24 protein-coding genes and 1 pseudogene are annotated in these 24,534 nt (G+C 44.2%); 9 read left to right on the top strand and 16 right to left on the bottom strand.

All coding sequences use genetic code 11. The features are described from left to right. Positions 1–132: 132 nt before the first annotated feature. Positions 133–681: a hypothetical protein gene (locus QZX97_RS18055; protein WP_295649301.1), complete on the top strand. Its 549-nt coding sequence runs from the start codon at positions 133–135 to the stop codon at positions 679–681. 103 nt (positions 682–784) lie between these two features. Here the strand turns inward: QZX97_RS18055 and QZX97_RS18050 are convergent, their stop codons facing one another. From QZX97_RS18050 to QZX97_RS18035, 4 genes are all read right to left on the bottom strand, one after another. Next, a complete protein-coding gene (locus QZX97_RS18050) occupies positions 785–1,699 on the bottom strand; it encodes an alpha/beta hydrolase (RefSeq protein WP_295649299.1) in 915 nt (304 codons plus the stop codon). Positions 1,700–1,781: 82 nt separating this feature from the next. Continuing rightward, positions 1,782–3,005 carry a multidrug effflux MFS transporter gene (locus QZX97_RS18045; protein ID WP_295649296.1) on the bottom strand — a complete coding sequence of 408 codons (1,224 nt, stop codon included), beginning with the start codon at positions 3,003–3,005 and terminating at the stop codon, positions 1,782–1,784. 78 nt (positions 3,006–3,083) lie between these two features. Further along, entirely contained in the window at positions 3,084–3,293 is a 210-nt protein-coding gene (locus QZX97_RS18040) for a cysteine-rich CWC family protein (protein WP_295649294.1), read from the bottom strand. 15 nt (positions 3,294–3,308) lie between these two features. Next, on the bottom strand, positions 3,309–4,607 hold the full coding sequence (locus tag QZX97_RS18035; protein ID WP_295649292.1) for a BamA/TamA family outer membrane protein: 1,299 nt from the start codon (positions 4,605–4,607) through the stop codon (positions 3,309–3,311). Between the two features lie 249 nt (positions 4,608–4,856). Here QZX97_RS18035 and tig point away from each other — a divergent pair, with 249 nt between their 5' ends. The 6 genes from tig (at position 4,857) to QZX97_RS18005 (ending at position 10,129) form a co-directional block, all read left to right on the top strand. Continuing rightward, positions 4,857–6,206 (top strand): trigger factor, encoded by a 1,350-nt coding sequence (gene tig / locus QZX97_RS18030; protein WP_295649289.1) that lies wholly within the window; start codon positions 4,857–4,859, stop codon positions 6,204–6,206. An 89-nt stretch (positions 6,207–6,295) separates the two neighbouring features. Continuing rightward, positions 6,296–6,646, top strand: coding sequence for a four helix bundle protein (locus QZX97_RS18025; protein WP_295649287.1), 351 nt, complete (start codon positions 6,296–6,298; stop codon positions 6,644–6,646). Between the two features lie 153 nt (positions 6,647–6,799). Continuing rightward, complete coding sequence (gene clpP / locus QZX97_RS18020; protein WP_295649286.1) at positions 6,800–7,498, top strand: ATP-dependent Clp endopeptidase proteolytic subunit ClpP; 699 nt, start codon at positions 6,800–6,802, stop codon at positions 7,496–7,498. Positions 7,499–7,640: 142 nt separating this feature from the next. Next, on the top strand, positions 7,641–8,879 hold the full coding sequence (gene clpX, locus QZX97_RS18015) for an ATP-dependent Clp protease ATP-binding subunit ClpX (RefSeq protein ID WP_295649284.1): 1,239 nt from the start codon (positions 7,641–7,643) through the stop codon (positions 8,877–8,879). A 111-nt stretch (positions 8,880–8,990) separates the two neighbouring features. After that, positions 8,991–9,854 (top strand): AMP nucleosidase, encoded by an 864-nt coding sequence (locus QZX97_RS18010; RefSeq protein ID WP_295649283.1) that lies wholly within the window; start codon positions 8,991–8,993, stop codon positions 9,852–9,854. A 35-nt stretch (positions 9,855–9,889) separates the two neighbouring features. After that, positions 9,890–10,129, top strand: a complete 240-nt coding sequence (locus QZX97_RS18005) for a PqqD family protein (protein ID WP_295649281.1) — start codon at positions 9,890–9,892, stop codon at positions 10,127–10,129. Here the strand turns inward: QZX97_RS18005 and preA are convergent. The 9 genes from preA to QZX97_RS17960 form a co-directional block, all read right to left on the bottom strand. After that, on the bottom strand, positions 10,126–11,394 hold the full coding sequence (preA, locus tag QZX97_RS18000) for an NAD-dependent dihydropyrimidine dehydrogenase subunit PreA (protein ID WP_295649278.1): 1,269 nt from the start codon (positions 11,392–11,394) through the stop codon (positions 10,126–10,128). The two genes, QZX97_RS18005 and preA, sit on opposite strands and share 4 nt — an antisense overlap. A 126-nt stretch (positions 11,395–11,520) precedes the next feature. Beyond that, on the bottom strand, positions 11,521–12,861 hold the full coding sequence (locus tag QZX97_RS17995) for an NAD(P)-dependent oxidoreductase (protein ID WP_295649276.1): 1,341 nt from the start codon (positions 12,859–12,861) through the stop codon (positions 11,521–11,523). Positions 12,862–12,968: 107 nt separating this feature from the next. Then, positions 12,969–13,835 (bottom strand): nitrilase-related carbon-nitrogen hydrolase, encoded by an 867-nt coding sequence (locus QZX97_RS17990; RefSeq protein WP_295649273.1) that lies wholly within the window; start codon positions 13,833–13,835, stop codon positions 12,969–12,971. A gap of 26 nt (positions 13,836–13,861) precedes the next feature. After that, entirely contained in the window at positions 13,862–15,244 is a 1,383-nt protein-coding gene (hydA, locus tag QZX97_RS17985) for a dihydropyrimidinase (protein WP_295649270.1), read from the bottom strand. Next, the gene (locus QZX97_RS17980) at positions 15,228–16,742 is read right to left on the bottom strand and encodes an NCS1 family nucleobase:cation symporter-1 (protein ID WP_295664888.1); all 1,515 of its coding nucleotides are present in this window, start codon (positions 16,740–16,742) and stop codon (positions 15,228–15,230) included. The genes hydA and QZX97_RS17980 overlap by 17 nt, the downstream gene beginning before the upstream one ends. 11 nt (positions 16,743–16,753) lie before the next feature. Further along, positions 16,754–18,115: an aminotransferase class III-fold pyridoxal phosphate-dependent enzyme gene (locus tag QZX97_RS17975; protein ID WP_295649265.1), complete on the bottom strand. Its 1,362-nt coding sequence runs from the start codon at positions 18,113–18,115 to the stop codon at positions 16,754–16,756. A 141-nt stretch (positions 18,116–18,256) separates the two neighbouring features. Then, complete coding sequence (locus QZX97_RS17970) at positions 18,257–19,726, bottom strand: CoA-acylating methylmalonate-semialdehyde dehydrogenase (protein ID WP_295649263.1); 1,470 nt, start codon at positions 19,724–19,726, stop codon at positions 18,257–18,259. A 9-nt stretch (positions 19,727–19,735) separates the two neighbouring features. Beyond that, positions 19,736–20,614: a nucleoside phosphorylase gene (locus QZX97_RS17965; protein ID WP_295649261.1), complete on the bottom strand. Its 879-nt coding sequence runs from the start codon at positions 20,612–20,614 to the stop codon at positions 19,736–19,738. A 159-nt stretch (positions 20,615–20,773) separates the two neighbouring features. After that, a complete protein-coding gene (locus QZX97_RS17960) occupies positions 20,774–21,256 on the bottom strand; it encodes an Lrp/AsnC family transcriptional regulator (RefSeq protein ID WP_295649258.1) in 483 nt (160 codons plus the stop codon). A gap of 376 nt (positions 21,257–21,632) precedes the next feature. On the opposite strand from QZX97_RS17960, the gene QZX97_RS17955 reads away from it, so the two are divergent. Together QZX97_RS17955 and QZX97_RS17950 are read left to right on the top strand one after the other, a co-directional pair. Then, complete coding sequence (locus QZX97_RS17955) at positions 21,633–22,151, top strand: YceI family protein (protein WP_295649253.1); 519 nt, start codon at positions 21,633–21,635, stop codon at positions 22,149–22,151. A 104-nt stretch (positions 22,152–22,255) separates the two neighbouring features. Continuing rightward, the gene (locus QZX97_RS17950) at positions 22,256–22,876 is read left to right on the top strand and encodes an L-threonylcarbamoyladenylate synthase (RefSeq protein ID WP_295649250.1); all 621 of its coding nucleotides are present in this window, start codon (positions 22,256–22,258) and stop codon (positions 22,874–22,876) included. Between the two features lie 20 nt (positions 22,877–22,896). On the opposite strand, the pseudogene QZX97_RS19155 reads toward QZX97_RS17950, so the two are convergent. The 3 genes and pseudogenes from QZX97_RS19155 to QZX97_RS17935 form a co-directional block, all read right to left on the bottom strand. After that, a pseudogene (locus QZX97_RS19155) lies at positions 22,897–23,626 on the bottom strand (DUF4184 family protein). 2 nt (positions 23,627–23,628) lie between these two features. After that, the gene (locus QZX97_RS17940; protein WP_295649244.1) at positions 23,629–23,892 is read right to left on the bottom strand and encodes a type II toxin-antitoxin system RelE/ParE family toxin; all 264 of its coding nucleotides are present in this window, start codon (positions 23,890–23,892) and stop codon (positions 23,629–23,631) included. After that, positions 23,885–24,076, bottom strand: a complete 192-nt coding sequence (locus QZX97_RS17935; RefSeq protein WP_295649241.1) for a hypothetical protein — start codon at positions 24,074–24,076, stop codon at positions 23,885–23,887. The genes QZX97_RS17940 and QZX97_RS17935 overlap by 8 nt, the downstream gene beginning before the upstream one ends. Between the last annotated feature and the right edge of the window lie 458 nt (positions 24,077–24,534).

Below are 24,534 nucleotides of genomic sequence, written 5' to 3'. Positions count from 1 at the left end.
TAAACATTTAAAATCCGACACAAAAAAAAATATTTACCTCTGAAATGCCTGGCTATAGATATGACAGCGGATGACTATATAACTAAAAAACATTAAACTTGTTCTTTCGTTTCAATCTTAGTATCAGCCAATATGAAAACACAACACGTTATAACCGGCCATGCCGATGAGAAAGTTTGGAAAGAGATTGGCCTCGACCTTAGCAAAGAAGAAAACCAATTTGAATACGATATTGTTATCGACAAAAACCACCATAAAGTCAATCTTGATATAGAAATTGATATTGGGGGTGGTTTTGAGAGCGGCTATTCATCAACCGTATTTGCAGCGCAACTGCCCGAAACAGATTTTAAGTTTGCCATGCACGAGGAGCATTTTATTGATGAAGTAGGCAAGTTTTTTGGTATGGAAGATGTTGTTATCGGCTATCCGGAGCTCGACAAGCACCTCATCATTAAAACCAACGACGCGGCTAAGATGAAATACCTTTTTAGCAATCCCAAGGCCCGGGCCGTATTCGAAAAGTTGACGAACTTTCATTTTGGTGTGGTAAAACGCCATATTATTCACGTCGAGCTCAAAATGCCCTGCCTCGAGTTGTTTATAGACGAAGCCATTACCGACCCGCCAACCTTAAAAAAGCTGTACGACGCCTTTTACAGTATCCTTGTTCATATTTAAATTAAATATCGAATATCGAACGCCGAAGTATTTCAAAATTCAGCATTCATTATTGGGTGTTCGATATTAAATTCTCTTCTCCTCCTTTAGTTGGCCGAAGGGGCTATTTAATCCACCCATTCGCTTTCATCCAATCCTGCGCACGGTCAATCCAATGGCCGGTATTGGTATCGTTAATGCCAAAGCCATGCCCGCCTTTGGGGTAAATATGCATTTCGGCAGGTATGCCGTTCTTTAACAGGGCCTGGTAAAACACAATACTGTTTTGCACTTTAACCGTACGGTCATCTTCGGCATGCACTATAAATGTTGGGGGCGTTTGTTTGGTAACCTGCAAATTGGCCGAGTACTCCCGCTGCAATTCGGGCGAAGGGTTTGGCCCAAGTAAATTATCCCTCGAGCCTTTGTGCATCAGGCTATCGCTCAAATCCATTACCGGATAGCCCAATATCATAAAACTGGGCCGCAGGTTGGTGTTTTCTTTGTTTTCGATAACGGGCTTGTTAAAATGTGTCCCCGCAGTTGATGCCAAATGCCCGCCAGCCGAAAAGCCTATTATCCCAACTTTAGCCGTATCAACCCCCCATTCCGCTGCGCGCATCCGTACTATTTTGATGGCGGTTTGCGCATCTTGTAAAGGGCCAATTGTTTTGTTTACCATATAGGCGTCGCTAGGTATCCGGTATTTCAATATAAAAGCCGCAACGCCCATTTTGTTAAACGCTGCTGCAATTTCGGTACCTTCATGGGTGTACGATGTATAGGTGTATCCCCCTCCGGGGCATATAATAACCGCTGTTCCATTGGCAATCTCTTTTGCGGGCAACCGCACCTCAAGTGTAGGTACCGATGTTTTAGCATTGCGCACATTGCCCCCTTTATCAACCGTTTTTACCTCCGGGTCGGGCACGTCAATCGAGTTGGGTATTTTTCCGCTGTAAAGCGGGATAACAGTTTGCGCAGTAGCGCTAAATATAGCGGTCGACATAAATGCAAATGCGATAATATAGTTTTTCATCGGGTTATAAAATTGGTGCTGCAAGCTAATTATTAAACCCCCAATTCGCAAATTTATGGCTTCAAAATATCCTTGTCGCGACTTAATGTACAGGCACATTACCTTTGCCGGCTTCCACATTATTTTTAATGTTACGCCTGCCAATCAATAAAATAAACAGGCCAAGTATGGATGATATGGTCATCACCGCAGCCAGCGGGACTAAGGAATAGCTTTTGGATATACCCTGCACCATCGTAGCCAACGAGCCGATACCCAACTGGATGGCCCCCATCAGTGCCGAAGCACTACCGGCGTTTTTGGCAAAGGGTGCTATGCTTAGTGCTGATGCATTCGAACTGATAAAGCCCAAACAGCATAAAAACAAAAACACAAAGGCTACCACCGTAGTCAGGTTCAAAAAACCACTTACCGCCAACAACACAAACACGATACCCGAAATTACCTGTACCGATAAGGCGGCAACAATGAGTTGTGCGCTGCTGTATTTACGCAAAGCCAGTGTATTAAACTGACTTGAAACCACAAACGCACCTGCCAGCAACGCAAACAGCAAGCTGAATTGCTGCTTGTTCAAATCAAAAATCTTCATGAATACCATGGGCGATGCGGCCACATACGCAAACAGCCCGGCAAATGCCAGGGCACCTGTAAGTGCATAGGTATAAAACTGCGGCACGGCCAATACCTTAATAAAATTGGCCATTATGGTATGCGGCTTTAACGATAGTTCGTGGTCTGGCTTGTAAGCGCTGGGCAAGCCATATATCACCGCAAAAAGTAGCAATATGGCAATGCCACCAAGTACAATAAAAACCGCGTGCCAGCCAAAAAAAGTAGTAACATAGCCGCCCACTGTCGGTGCAAGCAAAGGCGACAAGCCCACCACCAACATCAATAACGAAAATACTTTGGCATTCTCGGATATCGGGAACAAATCGCGAACCATGGCTACTGAGGTTACCGCAGCGGCGCAACTGCCCAATGCCTGCAACAGCCTTAACGCCACCAATTGATTGAGCGAAACCACAAATAAACACCCAAGCGATGCCACAATATAAATTACCAGCCCCACATACAAAGGCTTTTTCCTACCGAACCTGTCTAATAGCGGCCCATACAACAGCTGCCCTGCTGCCAAACCTATAAAATAACTGGTGAGCGATAACGATACTTCGTTTACCGTAGTATGCAGGTCTTTAGCTATCGCCGGAAATCCCGGAAGGTACATATCGATGGAAAATGGGCCCAAGGCAGTCAATAACCCTAATATCAGTATGCGAAAAAAATATTCGGCTTTAGTCATTTATACAGCCGACCAGAAAATTGCCGGCGGCACAAAGATGTAAAATATCCGTTAGGGCCTGTCTAAAAACAAGAATTTTTACACATAACGGGCAATATACTCCTGCTTCAGTTCGGCCAGGCATTTGGCGCAAAGGCAGCCATCAAATAGTTCGCTAATGTATTGCGTTTCGTTTAAATTGAGTTGTACAGTGGTACACTGGCATTTGGTGAAGGAGTTGGCCTTACATTCAAATGTAGTTCCGCAGCGGTCGCAGGCTATAATTTCATGTTTGGGATAATGGCTCATTGAGCGTTTTGGCGTTTAGAATACTTCGCCCAAATTTACGAAAAAGCCGCGCGAATTTTGTATGCCGAAACCATAGTCAACGCAAAGATTGGTATTGGAATGTTTATTGATTTTTACACGGGCACCCAGGCCGCCGGCAGGGATAATATTGTTCAAATTATCGGATGGCGCACCGGGGGCCGGGGGGATAATATTGGTAGAATAATTTGCGGCGTTGCCAAATATTACCCCGCCCAACAAACCGTTTCGTGTTATCCCAAAGCGGTATTCGGCCTCCAGGTACAGCATGTGTTTACCCCTGAACCGGTTTATCGGGTAGCCCCGGCCGGTGTTGTTGTACATATCGGCACCGGTACTTGGCAAGTCGAGATATGGGGGTTTACCATCCAGAGTCAACCAATCGTAAGTCCACAGGGCTATCACATCATTTTTATGCTTAGTCAGCTTGAAATATTTGCGCGCATCGAGTGTCACTGTCGAGTAATCGGAGTTACTACCCAAAAACATATAATTATTTCGGAAAATTACATCCACAAAAGCACCTCCCAACGAATTTTCGGGGTTTGTGCGACTATCGTATAAAAAATTAAAGGTATAGCCCGATGAGGTGGTATTTGGCGATGAGGTTGTTTTAACGCCGGCATATATTTCATACTCCGTCAATATTGGCGTTTTATTTTTTCTTTTGGCCTGAACAATATCTTCTACAATGTTGTAATGTATATCCAGATCATAACCAATGCCCACATAAAAATTCGAAACAACCTTTCGCAGCAAGGTTTGGTATAACCTCAAATAGTTATAGGTAATTGGATCGGGCCTTTGGCTCGTGGTGGTATCGCCCAAACCGTAGGTAATATCAGGGTATTTTTCTATGCGGTAATCCGAAACAAATTTATAATTGTCGTGATCGGCCCATAGATTCGATTGCATAAAAAAAATGTTCTGGCTATGTGCATCATGCAGCGCCTGCATGTTGATTGTCGAAATGTTTGAGCTATTGTCTTTTTGTGTATTAAACGTCGCCACGCCGCTAAACCCAAACACAAAACCTGTCGATAAGGTATAACCTAACGTAGGTATCAATGCAATATTCACCCTTTTTGGCAATTTTCGTTCGTCGGGGTTTTTTACTTTGTCAAATAAACCATGAAAAATATCGATAATGTCACGTTGACGGGTAGAATCCAAAAGGAAATCAACGGAGCCACCAGAAGTTGAAGCAGTATGCCCGGAAGTAGCAGAAAACGATTCCTGTGCGGATGCGCGACCAATTAAAAGGAAGAAGAAAATCAGTAAAAATCCAACGCGCATAAATGTCTAATCAAATATAAATTTTTAAGGGAGCTTAATTAATTTGTGAGGAAAACGATCGCAAAACTATAAAAGTATTTGTAATCGTATTGTAACAAACTAATTATCTATTATCTGACTGTTTACGCACAATTTGGTTTAATGTTGCGGGGAATAATAGAGCTTTTTATAATTCGGCTCATACGGTTGACTGGTTTTTATAAGAAATTTCCTACCTTTGCACCCTCTAAATTCAAATAGTACAACGGAATGAATATCACACAGGAAAAAATCGACAGTTTAAACTCCATCGTTACCATAAAGATCCAACCCGAAGATTACCAACCCAAGGTTGACAAAGCCATTAAAGAAAATGCTAAAAAAGCAAAAATAGCCGGCTTCCGCCCGGGTATGGTCCCTCCTGCCCACATCAAAAAAATGTACGGCAAAAGCATTTTGGCAGATACCATAAACAACCTGCTGAGCGACTCACTTAACAATTACATCACCGAAAATAAAATAGAGGTTTTAGGGCAGCCATTGCCTAAAATTGATGATAACACCAACTTGAATTGGGATTTTGCTGAAAACTTTGAGTTTAACTACGAAGTGGGTTTGGCCCCCGAGTTTGAAGTAAACTTTTCATCGGCCGATAAACTGACCCAATACGAGATCAAGGTTGACGATGAAACACTTGCCGCCCGTATCAAAAACATACGCCGCAGCTATGGCAAAATGACAAATCCTGACGTATCGGCAGACGATGATGTGCTTTACAGCGAATTGAAACAACTTTCGCCGGATGGTTCTGTTTTTGAAGGTGGGATAAGCAATACCACATCGGTACGTTTGGACCAGATAAAAGACGAGAAAATAAAAAAATCGTTGATTGGCCTGAAAAAAGAAGATGTGTTAACATTCGATATCCAAAAAGCATTTGATAATGACGCCGCCAAAGTTGCCGGCCTTTTAAATATCGAAGAAGATGAAGCTGCCGACCTGAAATCAAAATTTCAGTTAACAGTGAAAAATGTAAACCGACTGGAAGAAAGCGATTTGAACCAGGAGTTCTTTGACAAGTTATTTGGAGCAGGTGTGGTTACCACCGAAGAAGAGTTTAAAGCTAAAATAACCGAAGAAGTTGAAGCGATGAGCGCCCAGGATGCTGAACGCAGATTGCAAAACGACTTATACAACTACGCTTTAAACAAAATTCAATTCGATTTACCCGATGAGTTTTTAAAACGCTGGTTAAAAGCCACCAACGAAAAACTGACCGACGAAGAATTGGACAAGGATTACGACAGTTTTGCAAAAAACCTGAAGTGGACACTGATTGAAAACAAAATCATTAAGGAAAACAGCATCGAAATAAAATACGAAGATGTGTTTGAATTAGCAAAGCAACGTTTAGATGCCCAGTTCAGGATGTACAGCCCGCAGCCGTTAGCCGAAGAGCAATTGGCGCAATACACCGTACAATACCTGCAAAACAAAGAAAATGGCAACAAAATTTTTGAAGAAGTTAAAGCAGTTAAAACTTTAGACTTTTTAAAAGGCATTGTTACCTTGGATAAAAAACAAATAAACCACGACGAGTTTTCAAAGCTAAGCGCATAGAGCAAAGCGCATAGCGTAAAGTTAAGAAAGCGCCTGTGGTATAATGTTTTGCATTGTACTTCAGGCGCTTTATCTTTATCTGAAAAAACATGAAATTTCGTTTTGAGGATTTGAAAATATGGCAAAAAGCCATTGAGGTATCAAATGAACTTTTTGACCTTGCCGACCAGTTAGAAACAAATAAACAATTCCGTTTCGCAGAACAATTCAGGTCTGCGACGTTGAGTATTTCTAACAATATAGCAGAAGGATCGGGCTCTCGGTCTGATTCTGATTTTAAAAACTTTCTTAATTTTTCACACCGGTCAACTTTCGAAGTAGTTAATATGCTTATTGTATTTGAAATACGTAAGTATATTTCACCTGCCATGTTAGAGAAGAAAAAAGAAGAGTTGGATCATTTATCAAGAATGATCATGGCTTTTTCAAAAACTTTGTGAACAAATATAAAAGGAGCGGTCGCATAATGTATTTGTAAAAATTTTACTCTTTGCACTATGCACCTTGCACTATGCCAAAAAAACACTAATTTTCACCCCAAACTAAAACGCTTTGCGCCATGCGCTTAGCACTATGCAAAAAACCCAAAGACCATGAATATTGACAAAAATGAATTTCGCAAATATGCTGTAAAGCATCACCGTATAAACAGTCTCGCTGTCGACAGTTTTATTTCACGTGTCGATAATGCACGTATACCTACCGGCATGACGCCATACATCATCGAAGAGCGCCAACTAAACGTAGCCCAAATGGACGTTTTCTCACGTCTGATGATGGATCGTATCATATTTTTAGGCGATGCCATTTATGAGAATATTGCCAACATCATCCAGGCGCAGCTATTGTTCCTGCAATCAACCGATGGTAAACGCGATATACAAATCTATATCAACTCTCCGGGTGGTTCGGTTTATGCCGGTTTGGGTATCTATGATACCATGCAATTCATCACTAACGATGTAGCCACCATCTGTACAGGTATGGCCGCCTCGATGGGTGCCGTATTGCTTTGTGCAGGTACCGCAGGTAAACGCGCCGCTTTGCCTCACGCCCGTGTTATGATACATCAGCCGTCAGGCGGCGCGCAAGGTCAGGCTTCGGATATCGAAATATCTTACCGCGAAATCACCAAGCTGAAGAAAGAGTTGTACGAAATTATAGCCGACCACAGCGGAACCAGCTACGAAAAAGTTTGGGAAGCATCAGACCGTGATTACTGGATGATTGCCGAAGAAGCAAAAGAATTTGGCATGGTTGACGAAATATTACGCGGCAACGCAAAGAAGTAATTAATAGTTAACAAATTATAACATAATAGTTAAAGGATGTAAACCTTTTGCATCCTTTAACCGTATTATGGTTAATTGTTGATTAATCATAGATTACTACCTTTTGAATTATTTTTTGTATTTTTGATACAAAGCCATTGTGATGACTAAAAACAGTAAAGACATAAAGTGTTCATTTTGTGGTGCCGGTAAGCAAGACTCGTTGATGCTGATAGCCGGTTTGGACGCTCACATTTGTGATAAATGTGTTAACCAGGCCAACGAAATATTGGCAGAAGAACTGAAGGTGCGCAAGGTAAAAAGCCCGGGCCAGGCGGGCTCTATATTAAAACCACTCGAAATAAAAACCCACCTCGATCAGTATGTTATCGGTCAGGACGATGCCAAAAAGGTACTTTCGGTAGCTGTTTACAACCACTACAAACGTCTGAACCAAAAAATCGAGAAAGACGAAGTTGAAATCGAAAAATCGAATATCATTATGGTTGGCGAAACCGGCACAGGCAAAACCTTGCTGGCCAAAACCATCGCCAAAATATTGAACGTTCCCTTTTGCATTTGTGATGCTACCGTATTAACCGAAGCCGGGTATGTAGGCGAAGATGTGGAAAGCATTTTAACCCGGCTGCTGCAAGCTGCTGATTATGATGTAGCTACCGCCGAACGTGGTATTGTTTATATCGACGAAGTAGATAAAATTGCCCGCAAAAGCGATAATCCATCCATCACCCGTGATGTATCGGGCGAAGGCGTACAACAGGCTTTATTAAAAATATTGGAAGGCACCATGGTGAACGTACCACCGCAAGGCGGTCGTAAACACCCCGACCAGAAAATGATTACGGTGAATACCAGCAATATCCTGTTCATCTGTGGCGGCGCATTTGATGGTATCGAGAAAAAGATAGCTAATCGCCTGCGCACCCAAACCGTTGGTTATAAGTTTAAAAACGAAGACCACGACGTTGACCTGAAAAACCTGTACAAATACATTACCCCTCAGGATTTAAAGGCCTTTGGCTTGATACCCGAGTTGATTGGCCGTTTACCGGTACTCACCTACCTGAACCCGCTCGACAGGGGTGCGTTAAGGAATATATTGACCGAGCCTAAAAACTCGCTGTTAAAGCAATACACCAAACTGTTTGAATACGAAGGCATCAAGTTAACTTTCGAGCCGGAAACATTGGAGTTTATTGTTGACAAAGCGATGGAATTTAAATTAGGGGCACGTGGTCTCCGCTCGATATGCGAAGCCATTATGATTGATGCTATGTTCGAGTTCCCATCTAAAAAAGATGTAAAGAGCCTTACGGTTACAATAGATTACGCTTTAGAGAAGTTTGATAAATCGGATTTGAAAAAACTAAAGGTGGCTTAACAAAATACCGTACAAATAATTAAAAGGAGCTCCGGTATTTATCGGAGCTTTTTTGTATCTATATAATTTCGTTACTTAGCATAAAGCGGGGTAACCTATAACCTAAATATCATGAACGAAGAAAAAGACGTAAACAAAGACATCCATACTACTCCCACCGATAAAAAACCAAGAGAAGTACATTCACCCATCCGCTCGGGCTTAAAAACAAAAGAAGCCATTGTGGCCAACTGGTTACCACGTTATACAGGCAGGCCGCTCGAAGATTTTTCTGACTACATCATTCTTACTAATTTCTCCAAATACCTGCAAATGTTTTCGGAGTGGAACGATAACGCGCCTATTATGGGTCTGGATAAGCCCATGCAAAGCGTTTCGGCAAATGGCATCACCATTATCAATTTCGGTATGGGCAGCGCATTAGCTGCTACGGTGATGGATCTACTCACGGCCATACACCCTAAGGCAGTTGTATTTTTAGGCAAATGTGGGGGGTTAAAGAAAAAGAATAATGTTGGCGACCTGATACTACCCATAGCTGCCATACGGGGCGAAGGTACATCGAACGATTATATGCCAGCCGAAGTACCAGCCTTGCCTTCTTTTGCCTTACAGAAGGCCATATCGACCACCATACGCGATTATGGTCGCGACTATTGGACAGGTACCTGCTACACCACCAATCGACGCGTTTGGGAACATGATAAAGAATTTAAAAAATACTTGAAAACATTGCGTGCCATGGCCATCGATATGGAAACTGCCACCATCTTTACCACCGGTTTTGCTAACAAGATACCTACAGGCGCATTGCTCCTGGTATCTGACCAACCCATGATACCCGAAGGCGTTAAAACCGCAGAAAGCGACTCGAAGGTTACCGAAAAATATGTGGAAACGCATTTACACGTCGGTATTGAATCGTTAAAGCAATTGATAAACAACGGCTTAACCGTAAAACACCTTAAATTTTAAAAAAAATATTTATTTAGCGCAGGTTTTTGTTTTAGATGACGTCAAACATCCAAACTAAACCTTATATGGCTATTGAAGGCGAAAATTCCGCGAATAACAACGAACCAAAACCGATTTCGGACCAATTGTTAAACGACATCAGGGACGGAAAAGCTCCCGAAGAAATTGTACAGGCGATACTGGATAAATACGACCGCGACCCTACCCAATTTGAACAGGATTGGGATGGCCTGATGACCCAGTTAAAAAACGCGAATCTATTGGATAACGATTAATGGTCGTTTAAAGGTAATCCCAGGCGCTGAAAGTCCTTCCAGTTTAAATACTCCGGGCCTTTGCGGTGCTCCACCATGGTGATACAGCAATCAACAGGGCAAACCAGTTGGCACAGGTTACAGCCTACACATTCTTCCTCTTTTATAGTGTATTTATTGTAGGGTTTGCCATAATCAAGATTAATGGATTGGTGCGAGGTATCTTCGCAGGCGATATAGCATAAGCCGCAATGCACACATTTATCCTGGTCGATATTGGCTACAATGTGGTAGTTAATGTCCAAGTCTTCCCAATTGGTTAAGGTTGGTACCGATTTCCCGATGAAGTCATCGAGTTTTTTGAAGCCTTTGTCATCCATCCAATAGCTCAAGCCTTCGCAAAGGTCTTCAATGATGCGGAAACCGTGTTTCATTACCGCGGTACAAACCTGTACGTTAGATGCGCCCAGCAACATAAACTCAACAGCGTCCTTCCAGGTGCTGATGCCACCAATGCCTGATACAGGAACTTTACTCGTCGTAGAGTTCTGGCTGATGGTAGCCAGCATTTTCAAAGCAATAGGCTTAACCGCAGGTCCGCAATATCCGCCAAAAGCCGTTTTACCGGCTACATTAGGGTTAGGCACAAAAGTATCCAGGTCGATACCCGTTACCGACTGTATGGTATTGATCAGCGACAAGGCGTTTGTACCCGCCTGTACCGAAGCTAAACCCGTTGGCACTACCGAATGTACGTTGGGGGTCAATTTGGTGATAACGGGGATAGTAGCCGCTTCCATTACCCATTCCACTACCATGCGGGCAATTTCAGGGTCCTGACCAACGGCTGCGCCCATGCCGCGTTCTGTCATACCGTGCGGGCAGCCAAAGTTAAGCTCCAGGCCATGCGCGCCGGTATCTTCTACCTGTTTTATCAGTTCGTGCCAGCTTTCCTTGGTATTATCCGCCATCAGCGATACCACCATGGCCCTGTCGGGAAATTCCCTTAAAACTTCTTTTATTTCGCGAAGGTTGATATACAGCGGCCTGTCAGATATCAACTCGATATTGTTAAAGCCCATTACCCGGCTGCCATGGTAATCGACCGCCGAATAGCGCGAGGATACATTTTTCACCTGAGTACCCAATGTTTTCCATACCACACCACCCCAGCCTGCCTCAAAGGCACGCAAAACGTTCAATTTTTTATCCGTTGGCGGCGCGCTGGCCAGCCAAAACGGGTTAGGCGATTTGATACCTAAAAAATCTGATGATATGTCGGCCATTTTTTAATTGCTTGGTGGTGAAGGGTTCATGGTTGATGGTTCATAGTTCATGGTAAAACCGCCCAGTCAACATTTATCTTCACTATAATTTTAATTTCCTATTGCTCTCTTACTATGAACCATGATCTATGAACCCAAATACGTTAGTATTCCTCGCGCCCCATCTTTCCCTGCTTGAACGGCATCTACTACCTCTTTGCCGCCATTAACGCAATCACCACCAGCGAAAATGCCATTAATATTGGTTACACCGTTGCTATCGGTAACTATTTTACCATACTTGTTAGCCAATTGGTTATCGGCTACCAAAGCTTCAAAAGGCATTTGCCCGGCCGCTTTGATCACCATATCCACATCGAGGGTAAATGTTTCCCCGGTATCCACCGGCGAGCGGCGGCCGCTGGCATCGGGTTCGCCCAAAACCATGCTGCTGCAAACAATTTGCTTTACGTGACCATCTTCTCCTAAAACCTCTTTCGGCGCGGCCAGCCAAACTATCCGGCAGCCATCTAACTTGGCTATATCTAATTCAACCTGGGTGCAAGGCATTTCCTCCTGTGTACGGCGGTACAACATGGTTACTTCTTTGGCACCTAAACGTTTGGCTTGTGTGGCGGCATCAATGGCCGTCATACCCATACCGATTACGGCTACTTTATCGCCAACCTTAACCTGGTCATATCCTTTGCAGCGGATATCATGGATAAAACTGATGGCATCTACTACGCCTTCCAGGTCCTCGCCGGGGATGGCTAATTGCCGCGCCAGGCCCACACCGATACTTAAATAAACCGCGTCATATTGCGCTTTTAATTCACTCAGCGACAAATTTTTACCCACTTCCTGGTTGTACTTGATGTCGATACCGCCTAAAGAAAGGATATAGTTCACTTCATCCTCGCAAAACTCAGGGGTAACTTTATAAGCGGCGATGCCATAAGTCATTAAGCCACCGCCTTTTGCTTCCTTTTCGTAAATGGTGACATCAATGCCTTCGCGGGACAATACATGCGCGCATGACAGACCCGCCGGACCGGCACCGATAACCGCTACCTTTTTGCCCGTGGACGGTTTGCGTGTAAATAGCGGCCATTTTTCTTTGATGGCAATCTCTGTAGAATAACGTTGCAGGCGGGCTATTTGTATCGGCTCTTCCTCCATCAGGTTGTACACGCAGGCGCCTTCGCACAGCTTTTCAACCGGACAAACCTTTGAGCAACCCCCACCCATAATATTGGATGTGAAGATGGTATGTGCCGAACCCTTAATATTTTCTGTAGCTATCTGTTTGATGAATTTGGGCACATCGATACTCGTCGGGCACGATTTCATGCAAGGCGCATCGTAGCAAAAAATGCAACGGTTAGCCTCCACCAGTGCCGCCGTCAGGTTTTCAAACGGCGGGTGTATATCGGCAAAGTTGGCCTCGTATTCTTCGGTTGTCAGCTTGAAATTACTAATCGACATATTTTTAAATGTGCAAATGAGAATATGTGTCCCGATAACTATCGGGATGCAAATGCCTGTCGCGCAGTTCCCTTTTTATCTTGATTCCTGATTCTTGACTCTTGATTCTATAATTCTGTTATCTTGCCGTAAGTCTCCGGCCTACGGTCGCGGAAGAATTGCCAGGTACTCCTCACCTCGTCTATCACATCCAGATCGAACTCCGATACCAGCAACTCATCCTTATCTTCCGATGCCTGCGCGAATATCTGCCCTCGTGGGTCCACAAAATACGATGAGCCATAAAATTTACCGATACTCCACGGTTTTTCTTCGCCTACACGGTTAATGCAACCCATAAAATAGCCATTGGCCGCCGCGTGGGCCGGTTGCTCCAGTTTCCACAGGTATTGCGAAAGGCCGGCTACCGTAGCCGATGGGTTGTACACGATTTCGGCACCGTTTAACCCTAAGCAACGCGCTCCTTCAGGGAAATGCCTGTCGTAACAAATATAAACGCCTACTTTGGCGTATTTGGTTTGGAAAACCGGGTAACCGAGGTTACCGGGCCTAAAAAAGAACTTTTCCCAAAAGCCATTGGTATGCGGGATATGGCTTTTTCGGTATTTGCCCAAATAAGTACCATCAGCATCAATCACTGCCGCGGTATTGTACAACACGCCCGCCTGTTCCCTTTCGTAAATGGGTACGATGATGACCATGTTGTATTTTTTGGCATAGGTGGCCATCAGGTCGGTTGTGGGGCCGGGTACAGACTCGGCCGAGGCATACCATTTGGCATCCTGACCCGGACAAAAGTACGGCGTACTGAAAATTTCCTGCAAACAAAGTATCTGTACGCCCTGCTCGCCCGCTTTTTCGATATACGGGATATGCTTCTGTATCATGGCGTCCATAATTTCCTTGATCGTTCCTTCGCCTTCCGTTTTTGGAAGGCTCATCTGTATTAAACCAGATTTGATTATTCTTGGCATCTTATTGATTTGTAGTTTTTTATGTCTTATATTATGTTCGATACTTTATTCCTCTTAATGAACTGCCCGTTACCTTTGCCCACCTTACATTCCCCGTTATCTATCACTGTTTTACCGCGCAGCAGCACTGTTTTTACTTTACCTTCAACCTCCCAGCCTTCGTAGCCTGAGTAATCCACGTTCATGTGGTGCGTTTTGGCGCTTAGTTGATGTTTAGCTTTGGGGTCGAATATCACGATATCGGCATCGCTGCCCACCATGATGGTGCCCTTACGGGGAAACATGCCGAATATTTTGGCGGCATTGGTACTGGCAACCTCCACAAACTTGTTCAGGCTGATCTTCCCTTTCGCCACCCCTTCCGAATACAGCAGTTCGATGCGGTTTTCAATAGCAGGGTGCCCGTTTGGTATCTTACTGAAATCATCCTTACCCATCAGCTTCTGCTCCCACATAAAGGGGCAATGGTCGGTAGCCACCACCTGTAGCGTGCCCTGGTTTATGCCGCCCCAAAGCGAGGTTTGGTCCTTTTTTTGGCGTAACGGCGGGCTCATCACCCATTTAGCGCCTTCAAAATCCTTTTCGTACAGCGAGGCATCCAATAGGAGATATTGTATACAGGTTTCGGCCAGCACCCGATAATTGCGTTTGCCCGCATCGCGCACGGCGTTTAAAGCACCCTCACACGTTAAGTGAACAATATACGCCGGACATCCTGTATACTGCGCCATTTGCGCGAAACGGTTGGAAGCCTCGGCCTCGGTAACTTCGGGTTGCGATAGATAGTGGTAAAGCGGCGCCATTTTGCCTTCGCTGCGGTGCTTGGCTACCAAAAAGTCTATCATATCGCCATTGGTGGCATGCGCCGTAACCATACCGCCCTGTTTTTTCACTTCCTGCATCAGGCCGACCATCTGGCGGTCGTCGACCATCAATGCGCCCTTATAAGCCATAAATGTTTTGAACGAGGTTATCCCCTCATCTTCGACCATTTGTTTGATCTCGGCTTTTGTATCGTTGTTAAAATCGGTAACTGCCATGTGGAAGCTGTAATCGCCCACGGCATTGCCCGTAGCGCGCGATTGCCAATCGGTTAAAGCTTCTTTTAAACTATGCCCCTGGGTTTGCAAAACAAAGTCGATAACGGTAGTGGTACCGCCATATAATGCCGCCCGGGTACCCGTTTCATAGGTATCGCTCGAGAAAGTCCCCATAAAAGGCATCTCCAAATGCACGTGCGGGTCTATTCCACCGGGAAAGACCAACATGCCTTTGGCATCAATTTCTTTATCGGCTTTTACATTCAAGTTTTTACCGATGGCCGAAATGGTTTCGCCTTCGATAAAGATATCGGCAATGGCATCGCTATCGGCGGTTACCACCCTGCCGTTCTTAATTAATACTGACATTCAACCCTCCTTCCTGTAAACCGGCTTCGGCTGTTTCACCGGATTTGCCCATCATGATGAGATAAGTCAAGCCCGAAATAAAGAACCCCGCGAACCAAGCATAATTATAAATATACACTACCCAGGGCCAAACGGCATCCTTCGGCAATACGCCGATGATGGTAAAAAAGCCCGGAGCATTAGGTAAGATACCTAATATTAAAGCAATAATAGCCAGCTTGTTAAACCCGCTGCCAAAAGTGTATCTACCGCCAAAACTGTACAGCTCTTTGATGTGTAGTTTTTGCTTGCGGATGAAATAGTAGTCGGCAATCATGATACCTCCTATAGGTCCGAGCAGACCCGAGTAGCCTACCAGCCAGGTAAAAATATAGCCCGAAGGGTCGGCAATCAATTTCCATGGAAAGATACAGATGCCGATGATACCGGTGATGTAGCCACCTGTTTTAAAGTTGATCTTCTTTGGCGACAGGTTGGCAAAATCATTTGCCGGGCTCACAATGTTGGCCGCGATATTGGTTGCCAACGTGGATAGCGCTACGGCTATCATGGCGATGCTCACCAATAGTTTACTATCGAACTTTCCGGCCAGTACAACCGGGTCCCAAATGGTTTTACCGTAGATGATGAACGTTGCCGATGTAACGACCACGCCAATGAATGAAAACAAGGTCATGGACGATGGCAGGCCGATGGCCTGGCCCCACTCCTGCGCCTTTTGGCTTTTGGCATTGCGGGTAAAATCGGGGATATTGAGCGACAAGGTGGCCCAAAAACCCACCATCCCCGTTAAGGATGGAAAAAAGTACAGCCAAAACTCACCTGTCGATTTAAATTTTGAGGGCTGGGCCAGTATCGGCCCCAAACCGTGCCCGGCAGACATCGCCCAGAATAACAGGGCCAAAGCCGCTGCCGGTAAAAAGAAAGCTTTAAATACCAGTAATTTTTTTATGCTATCCACACCTAAATACACCACATACATGTTCACCAACCAAAACAGCAGGAACATGAGCGCCGGCCCGGTTTGCAGCGACCATGACGCCGGAAATATCTGCGGAAGTGAATCGATGGATGGTATCCACAGCCTCACCATTTGATATAAAGCAAAGCCCCCTATCCAGGTTTGTATCCCAAACCAGCCGCAGGCGATAACCGCTCTCAGCATGGCCGGGATATTGGCGCCTTTCAATCCAAAACTGGCCCTCGCCAAAACGGGGAAAGGGATACCGTATTTGGCACCTGCGCGACCGTTCAATATCATGGGTATCAATACAATACTATTGCCGATAAAAATGGTAACGATAGCCTCCCACCAGTTCATGCCACCTTCAATAAGGCTGCTCGCCAGCATATAGGTTGGGATACAAAGGCTCATGCTGATCCACAGCGCGGCGTAATTCCATGTGCCCCAACTGCGCTTATCAGCGGGTATGGGTGCAAGGTCTTCGCTGTAGTATTGAACGTCCTCTATTAGTTCGGCGGTTGTTTTATTTGGCATGGATAAATTTATCAATAAACATATTCATCCGCAATAGCGATAGCCTGCGATATGATGGCCAAACCTTCGTCAACCTGTGCCTGTGTAATGCTTAACGGCGGCGCGATGAACACATAGTTCCAACGTACAAAAGCGTACATGCCTAATTCCTTGATCTTTGCGGCCACTTTGTTCATGATAGCCATTTCATCGGGTTTGGCATTGTATGGTGCCATGGGTTCTTTGGTATTGCGGTTTTTTACTAATTCGATACAACCCAACAAGCCCGTATTCCTGAAATCGCCTATGCTTGGGTGTATCTTTTTCAGTTCGTTAATGCGCATATCGATATAATGTCCCATCGCGGCGGCGTTTTCAATTAAATGCTCGTCCTCGTAAATTTTCAATACCTCTACCCCTGCCGCGCAGGTTACCGGGTGTGCCGAGTAAGTTAAACCCAGCATCAAGGGTTTATCATCAAATGTATCAGCAATTTTATCGGTTACGATGAGCGCGCCCAATGGCAAATAGCCAGCGGTAATGCCTTTGGCTGTCGCGATCATATCGGGCACTACGCCGCCATGGTTATCCACGCCAAACCATTTGCCGGTACGCCCAAAACCGCTCATTACCTCGTCGGCGATGAGCAGGATGCCATGTTTATCGCAAAGGGCGCGTATTTTTTTTAGGTAATCAGGCGGGTACTTGATACAGCCCGAGGTGCCGCTTTCGCCTTCCATTAATATGGCGGCTATGTTTTCAGGGCCTTCAAAGTCGATGACACGCTCAATATGGCTTACGCACTCGCGGTTGCAGGTGTTCATTTCTTTTCCCCAAGGGCAACGGTAGCAATAGGGGTCTTCCACGTGCACAAAATTGGGTGCCTGTTGCGCATCTGCAGCCAGCTTACGCGGATCGCCACCGGCTGTCATGGCACCGTATGATGAACCATGGAATGCCCTGTAACGGGTGATGATCTTATGCCGGCCCGTATATATCCTCGCCAGTTTTATCGCGTTCTCGATAGCCGTAGCGCCACATACGGTGAACAAGGTTTTGGTCAAGTTGCCCGGACTGATCTCGGCTAATTTCTTGCCCAATTCGCCACGTGCTTTGGTAACGCAGCTTGGGGTAACGTAGCTTACCTGCTGCATTTGCTCCATTACGGCCTGCGTTACGCGCTGGTTACCATGGCCTATGTTCACGTTCATCAATCCAGATGAAAAATCGAGGTAGCGTTTGCCCTCGTAATCGTACAGGTAAACCCCTTCGGCATATTTTACCGCGATGGGATTGATACCCTTTTGCTTGCTCCACGAAAACAAGGTATAGTCGAAGTTATTTTGTAGGATTTCTTCGGTTTCGGTCATTAGTTCATTAGTTGATTTGTTCATCGGTTCATTGGTCTTAGCAATTCAACATCTTGTTCATTAGTTCATTCGTCATAGGTTCATTGGTTCATTGGTGGCAGGGGTTCATTATTTTTAGCGGCAACCTACTAATAAACAATTGAACTAATGAACCAATGAACTGCTTTAACTCATCCAGTTAACCCCCGCTTCCGGGTTCCATTTGGTGGTCGATTTTTTTAGTTTCGTCCAAAACTCTATGGAGCTTTTGCCGGTGATATCTCCCACGCCGAATTTGCTTTCGTTCCAGCCACCAAATGAGAACGGCTCGCGGGGAACGGGTACGCCCACATTTACGCCCACCATACCAGCGCTTGCATTATTGATCACATAGCGTGCCGCGCCTCCGTTTTGGGTAAATACGGATGCCGCGTTGCCATAAGCATTGGCATTTTCGATAGCCAAGGCCTCATCCAATGTTTTGGTGCGCATAATGCTGATCACCGGGCCAAAGATCTCCTCTTTGGCTACATCCATGTCGGGCGTTACAAAGTCTATTACCGTAGGGCCAACATAATAACCGTTTTCTTTGCCAGGAACGTTGGGCTGACGGCCATCCAATAATATCTTGGCACCTTGCTTTTCGGCGCTGGTGATGTAAGCTTCTATTCTTTCTTTCGATTCTTTGCTGATCACCGCACCCAGGTTTTGACCGGGAACAACCTTTTGCGCCTCGATCACTAACTGGTCGATGATATGGTCCACATTGCCTACCCCAACCATAGCCGATGCCGCCATACAACGTTGCCCTGCGCAGCCGCTCATACTCGCGGTGATGTTTTGTGCCGTCATACCCGGAATAGCATCAGGTAAAACCAACAAATGGTTTTTTGCACCGCCTAAAGCAAGGCAGCGTTTAAGGTTTGATGTAGCACGTTTGTAAACGATCTTGGCCACTTTGGTCGAGCCGACAAAGGATACCGCTTCAATGCCGGGATGGTCGCAAATGGCTTCAACTATCGCGCTATCGCCATGAACAACGTTCAATACGCCATCAGGCAAACCGGCTTCTTTTAGCAATTCGGCCAAGCGGCCAACGCTTAGCGGCACCTTTTCGGATGGTTTCATGATCATGCAGTTGCCCAAAGCAATGGCATTGGGGATGGTCCAGTTGGGCACCATGCTCGGGAAATTGAATGGCACAATTGATGCCACCACGCCCAGGGGTACATATTCCGTGCGGCACTCGATGCCTTTGCTCACTTCCAGCAGTTCGCCGGTGATGAGCTGAGGTAATGAGCATGCAAATTCTGTCAGTTCTATCGATTTCTCTATTTCGGCAACAGCCTCGGTATATGTTTTGCCATTTTCTTCTTCTACCAGTTTGGCCAGTTCGACGAGGTTTTTTTCCAACAGGGTTTTATACCTGAAAAATACCTGCACCCGTTCTTTTATCGGTGTGGCCGACCATTTTTTGAAGGCCGCTTTAGCGGATTGCACAGCAAGGTCGAGATCGCTCGCCTCGGACATCGGTACTTCCGACAATAGTGAGCCGTCAACCGGCGAAATTACCTGCATAATTTTACTGGTTTCGCTCTCTACAAAAGCTCCGTCTATAAAATTCTTAACCGGACCATATTTCATCGTCTGTATCATAAAATTATCTTATTCGATGCCCGAAAAAATATCGAGCGTTTTTTGTATTAAAGCTTCCATAGTTGCCTGCGCTTTATTAGAGAAAGCACCGGTTACCCGGTTGGCAATGATGGCATTGAGGCTGATGACTTTATGCCCTAAGGCGTTGCCCAAACCGTATATACCCGCTGTTTCCATTTCAAAGTTACTTATCCGGAGACCATTATGGTTAAACTCGGATAACTTATCTATAAACCCGGGGTTACTGAGACCTAACCTTAACACCCGCCCTTGCGGACCATAAAAACCGGGACAAGTAACCGTTATGCCCTTGTAAAAACCTTCGTCAAACCGTTTTAACAGGCCGGAATCGCAGGCGTTGATATAGGGTGCCGATACTTTGCCCAACAAACCCGTCTGTGTTATAAAAGCATCAATAATCCCCTGTCCCTCTTTATTTTCCGCCACAGCGTAAAAGTTCATCAGGTTGTCGATTCCCAGGCCATGTGTCGATACCAAAAAACTATCCACCGGGATATCCTTTTGTAACGAACCTGATGTTCCTATACGTATGATATTGAGTTGCTTTAATTTTTTATTAACCGTTCGCGACGCAAAATCAATATTTAATAACGCGTCGAGTTCATTAAAAACAATGTCGATATTATCAGTACCTATGCCTGTCGAAACCACCGACACCCGCTTTTTGCCCAAATCGCCTGTATGTGTTACAAATTCGCGGTGCGCGCGCTTTACTTCAATGGTATCAAAATGTTTGCTTACTTCCCCAACCCGGTCCGGGTCGCCAACGGTGATAATGTTGGTTGCTATTTCATCGGGTGTTACGTCCAGGTGGTAAATGGCACCACGCGGGGTTATTATCAGTTCAGACTCGGCTATACGGTTCAATTCAGATGGTTTTGACTTCTACTTACCTCCATTTTTAACAAATTAAGATTAAAAATAAATAGAATAAAATAAAAAATGCAATTATTTGATTAAATTTTGCAAAATATGCTTTTCTCTCAAAGGCTATCTCAGCAGCTAAACCTTTATACGAAGGTACGCTTATCTTAACGAACCCAGGTCGGGTTGCGCTAATTTTATCACTTTAAAATACATATCCGTTTTGGTTTGGTACACCCCTTCAATACAGCTGATATGCTCGTTGATCAGCTCCACCAGATGCGTATTATCGCGGCACATTACATCAACCTCAATATCAAAATCGCCTGATGTGGTGGCCAAAAAGCTTATTTCGGGCAAATGCACCAATTGTTCGGTTACTTTTTCGATCAGGTTCGCAGGCCTTACCGATACCTTGATGTGCGCATAAGCATGAAATCCCACTTTCTCGGGGTTTACCCGGCCCACTATCTGGATGGTTTTATCTTCTATCAGTTTACCTACCCGCATGCGTATGTTACTGATAGACACGCCTAATTTTTCGGCCATTACAGTGAACGACATACGGCCGTCTTGCTGCAGGAGCATTAATATCGAAAAATCGAGGTCGTCGAGCGAGCCATTTTGGTTGTTATTGGATGACATTTTATTATATACTAACCGTTGATATTTAACTTAACATAAAATTTATCAAATATGCGAATTATAATAACAGGTTATATGCCAAATTCAACGTTTAACAAAGTTTTTTGCCCGTTTACCATGACTAATACAGCAGAATTTTTGTCAGAGATTTTATAACTGTTTGCAGTCAGCACATAAATGCCGTTGCCTGTCTTTTGATTTGCCTAATATTAATGCCGACAATCGTTTTATATGCTATTGTTACCTTAGCTCAAACAATCCCGGCCCCACCCTGTTGAAGCATCATAATTTGTTTACAATTAAATTACATGTTTAAACATCTATTGTGTTTATATTTGCACAGTAAAAACAAAAAACACTAAAAAAATTAAATATCATGGCAACAACAAAATGGGTGTTAGACCCAATGCACTCAGAAGTACAGTTTAAGATCAAGCACCTCGTTATTTCAACCGTAACAGGGTCATTCAAGACATTCGAAGGCTCGGTAACTACCCAAAGCGATAGCTTTGAAGGCGCAGAGGCAGAGTTTTCGTTAGATGTTGACAGCATCGATACCACCCAGCCGCAACGCGACGGCCACTTAAAATCGGCTGAGTTTTTTGATGCAGAAAAATACCCCAAGATCACTTTTAAATCAACCTCGTTTGATGGCTCGAAACTGGCGGGTAACCTTACCATTAAAGATGTTACCAAACCCGTAATCCTGGATGTTGACTTTGGCGGTACCGCTACCGATTTTTATGGTAACCTTAAGGCAGGTTTTGAAATAACAGGCAAAATAAACCGTAAAGAATTTGGTTTAGTTTGGGATGGCATTACCGAAGCCGGCGCCGTAGTAGTTGGCGAAGATGTAAAACTGATCATTAACGTTCAGTTTGCAAAACAAGCTTAATAGAACGTGATATATAGCATAAAAAGCCATTCGGTAACGGATGGCTTTTTTTATTTGCTTAGTTTTGCGCACAAATTAAAAGCGCGTTTGTTGCAACAAATACCATGCTCATCAGAATATATCCCGAAAACCCGAACGAAAAAGCTATTGAACAGGTTGTTGAGGTTTTGCGCAAGGGCGGCATCATCATCTACCCCACCGATACCGTTTATGGCATGGGCTGCGATATTACCAACCACCGTGCTATCGAGGCCATTTGCAAATTGCGCCACATTAAACCCGAAAAAGCCAATTTCTCGTTTGTATGTTATGATCTGAGCCATATATCCGATTATATCAAACCCATCGACAACGAAACATTCCGGGTACTAAAAAAAGCTTTGCCGGGGCCCTTTACTTTTATTTTTAAGGCCAATGCCAATGTGCCCAAACTGTTAAGCTCCAATAAAAAAACCGTGGGTATCCGCGTGCCCGATAACAACATTGCCCGTGCCATTGTAAAAATATTGGGCAACCCTATCCTGTCCACCTCTATCCACGATGACGACGAAATCATGGAATATTCCACCGACCCGGAACTCATCCACGAAAAATACGAAGACCTGGTGGACCTGGTGATAGACGGTGGTTATGGCGATACCACCCCCTCAACCGTGGTGGATTGCACCGAAGGCGATTTTGAAATTATCCGTGAAGGCAAGGGTGAGTTGGAATTGTACCTTTAGGTAGACTTAAGAGGCAAGAATCAAGAATTAAGACTTTTTCTTGTTTGATAAAATATTGATGCCAATATAACTCCCAATATTGTACCCAAAATTGCGGTTACCAAAATATTCCAGTATTGATGAAAACCAAGACTAAACGTAAGCCTTGATGCAACAACCACCAATGCAACTCCAATTGCAATAAACCAGTAGGGCCATATTCTGTCGGATTTTGATATTTTTTCAACGGGCATTCGACAAACTACCACAATAATCACCGCTCCGCCAACTATTGTACTAATGTGTTGAATCATTTTGTACAATGGTATTTGCATTCCAAATAAGCTTGCCTGCCATACTCCACTTTACTACAAAATAACCGTTTATATGAGTAAAGCTATCCCAAAACAAATGCGATGCGCCGCCAATCAGTATAGAGATGATAACAACAGGAACGTTTTGTACAAAATATTGATTCCAGTTGAATTTATTGAATTGGGAAAAACGCATATGCAGTGCATTTGGTAAATTGTTTATAAATGGCACCCTTACGATATCGTGATAAACAAAAGTAAGTAAAATGGCCATCGGCAAATCGAACCAAAACAACCCCGTCCATGTATGACTATAAATGCTAAACACCTTCATCCTGATAAAGTATTCAAAATCCGGCACTACGCTGCCAACAATCAAACCTGTAAGCGATACCCAACGTTTAGGCAGGTAATTTAAAGGCAGTACGATTGCCGGGTGTGAGAAAGTTAAAGGCATTTTTAGAATTTATAAACGTCTTTTCGATGACCTACCTTTAAAACGTGGATTATAAGCACATTATCTTCAATACTATAAACGACACGATAATCACCAAGACGCATCCTGTAAAGATTCTTAAAGCCACTAAGCTTTCTAACCCCATTTGGACGTGGATTTCTTGATAGGTTAGTGAATTCCTTGTATAATTTCTCAACAATCGGCAAAGGAAGGTTAGCGATTTCCTTTTCTGCTGATTTCTTAATGATGAGGATATATTCAGCCATTCCCTTTTTTCGACTGGATTATCCTGTCCATTACGGTTTTATATTCTTCGCCGGGTTCATTTAAACGTTGTTCGGCTTCCAACCCATCTAAAAAATCTTCTAATTGTTCGCCATAGGTTTTAAGGTCGATGACTACTGCCGATTTTTTACCTTCGTCATCTGTAATGTATTGTATGCCTTTCATATGATAAATTTACAAATTATTTCAACAAAGAACAATATCCTAAAAAACACCCTTGACCAAACCGGCAGTTTGGCTAACTGTTCTACCTACCTTCGTCTTTCCCATTCAAAACTAACAGCTCCTCAGCTTAACTTGTAAGTTTTTCAAAATACAAAGCTATAGAAAAGTAGCCCTCATCTCTAATTAAATGGGAACCCAAATTTGCAGATTCCACTAAAAATCGCGATATTGTATCGACCGATGAACAATTAACAGTAAATGGTGTGCGAGAGAAAAGACTTTTTAAAAACACCCATAATTACCCATGTATTTTGGTTCTGTCCCGTCCTAAAATAGGTTGACTAAAAAGAGTCAACAAGATGGAGAATGAGAGCGTTAAATTAAAAAGGAGAACCCCGGCTGTACATTACAGCGAAGGGTTCAAAAAGCGGGTAGTACAGGAATATGGCCGTGGGCTG

Source organism: uncultured Mucilaginibacter sp., from assembly GCF_903893715.1.
GTDB lineage: Bacteria > Bacteroidota > Bacteroidia > Sphingobacteriales > Sphingobacteriaceae > Mucilaginibacter.
This window is presented reverse-complemented; position numbering and strand designations above follow the sequence as displayed.

What these genes read in the sequence shown, in the direction of transcription:
- QZX97_RS18055 (WP_295649301.1), top strand. Translation starts at nt 133, where the DNA reads ATGAAAACACAACACGTTATAACCGGCCATGCCGATGAGAAAGTTTGG.
- QZX97_RS18035 (WP_295649292.1), bottom strand. Translation starts at nt 4,607, where the DNA reads ATGCGCGTTGGATTTTTACTGATTTTCTTCTTCCTTTTAATTGGTCGC.
- QZX97_RS17935 (WP_295649241.1), bottom strand. Translation starts at nt 24,076, where the DNA reads ATGAAAGGCATACAATACATTACAGATGACGAAGGTAAAAAATCGGCA.
- QZX97_RS17990 (WP_295649273.1), bottom strand. Translation starts at nt 13,835, where the DNA reads ATGCCAAGAATAATCAAATCTGGTTTAATACAGATGAGCCTTCCAAAA.
- QZX97_RS17955 (WP_295649253.1), top strand. Translation starts at nt 21,633, where the DNA reads ATGGCAACAACAAAATGGGTGTTAGACCCAATGCACTCAGAAGTACAG.
- hydA (WP_295649270.1), bottom strand. Translation starts at nt 15,244, where the DNA reads ATGTCAGTATTAATTAAGAACGGCAGGGTGGTAACCGCCGATAGCGAT.
- clpP (WP_295649286.1), top strand. Translation starts at nt 6,800, where the DNA reads ATGAATATTGACAAAAATGAATTTCGCAAATATGCTGTAAAGCATCAC.
- QZX97_RS17970 (WP_295649263.1), bottom strand. Translation starts at nt 19,726, where the DNA reads ATGATACAGACGATGAAATATGGTCCGGTTAAGAATTTTATAGACGGA.
- QZX97_RS18050 (WP_295649299.1), bottom strand. Translation starts at nt 1,699, where the DNA reads ATGAAAAACTATATTATCGCATTTGCATTTATGTCGACCGCTATATTT.
- clpX (WP_295649284.1), top strand. Translation starts at nt 7,641, where the DNA reads ATGACTAAAAACAGTAAAGACATAAAGTGTTCATTTTGTGGTGCCGGT.
- tig (WP_295649289.1), top strand. Translation starts at nt 4,857, where the DNA reads ATGAATATCACACAGGAAAAAATCGACAGTTTAAACTCCATCGTTACC.
- QZX97_RS18025 (WP_295649287.1), top strand. Translation starts at nt 6,296, where the DNA reads ATGAAATTTCGTTTTGAGGATTTGAAAATATGGCAAAAAGCCATTGAG.
- QZX97_RS17940 (WP_295649244.1), bottom strand. Translation starts at nt 23,892, where the DNA reads ATGGCTGAATATATCCTCATCATTAAGAAATCAGCAGAAAAGGAAATC.
- QZX97_RS17975 (WP_295649265.1), bottom strand. Translation starts at nt 18,115, where the DNA reads ATGAACAAATCAACTAATGAACTAATGACCGAAACCGAAGAAATCCTA.
- QZX97_RS17995 (WP_295649276.1), bottom strand. Translation starts at nt 12,861, where the DNA reads ATGTCGATTAGTAATTTCAAGCTGACAACCGAAGAATACGAGGCCAAC.
- QZX97_RS18005 (WP_295649281.1), top strand. Translation starts at nt 9,890, where the DNA reads ATGACGTCAAACATCCAAACTAAACCTTATATGGCTATTGAAGGCGAA.
- QZX97_RS17980 (WP_295664888.1), bottom strand. Translation starts at nt 16,742, where the DNA reads ATGCCAAATAAAACAACCGCCGAACTAATAGAGGACGTTCAATACTAC.
- QZX97_RS17960 (WP_295649258.1), bottom strand. Translation starts at nt 21,256, where the DNA reads ATGTCATCCAATAACAACCAAAATGGCTCGCTCGACGACCTCGATTTT.
- QZX97_RS17950 (WP_295649250.1), top strand. Translation starts at nt 22,256, where the DNA reads ATGCTCATCAGAATATATCCCGAAAACCCGAACGAAAAAGCTATTGAA.
- preA (WP_295649278.1), bottom strand. Translation starts at nt 11,394, where the DNA reads ATGGCCGACATATCATCAGATTTTTTAGGTATCAAATCGCCTAACCCG.
- QZX97_RS18010 (WP_295649283.1), top strand. Translation starts at nt 8,991, where the DNA reads ATGAACGAAGAAAAAGACGTAAACAAAGACATCCATACTACTCCCACC.
- QZX97_RS18045 (WP_295649296.1), bottom strand. Translation starts at nt 3,005, where the DNA reads ATGACTAAAGCCGAATATTTTTTTCGCATACTGATATTAGGGTTATTG.
- QZX97_RS18040 (WP_295649294.1), bottom strand. Translation starts at nt 3,293, where the DNA reads ATGAGCCATTATCCCAAACATGAAATTATAGCCTGCGACCGCTGCGGA.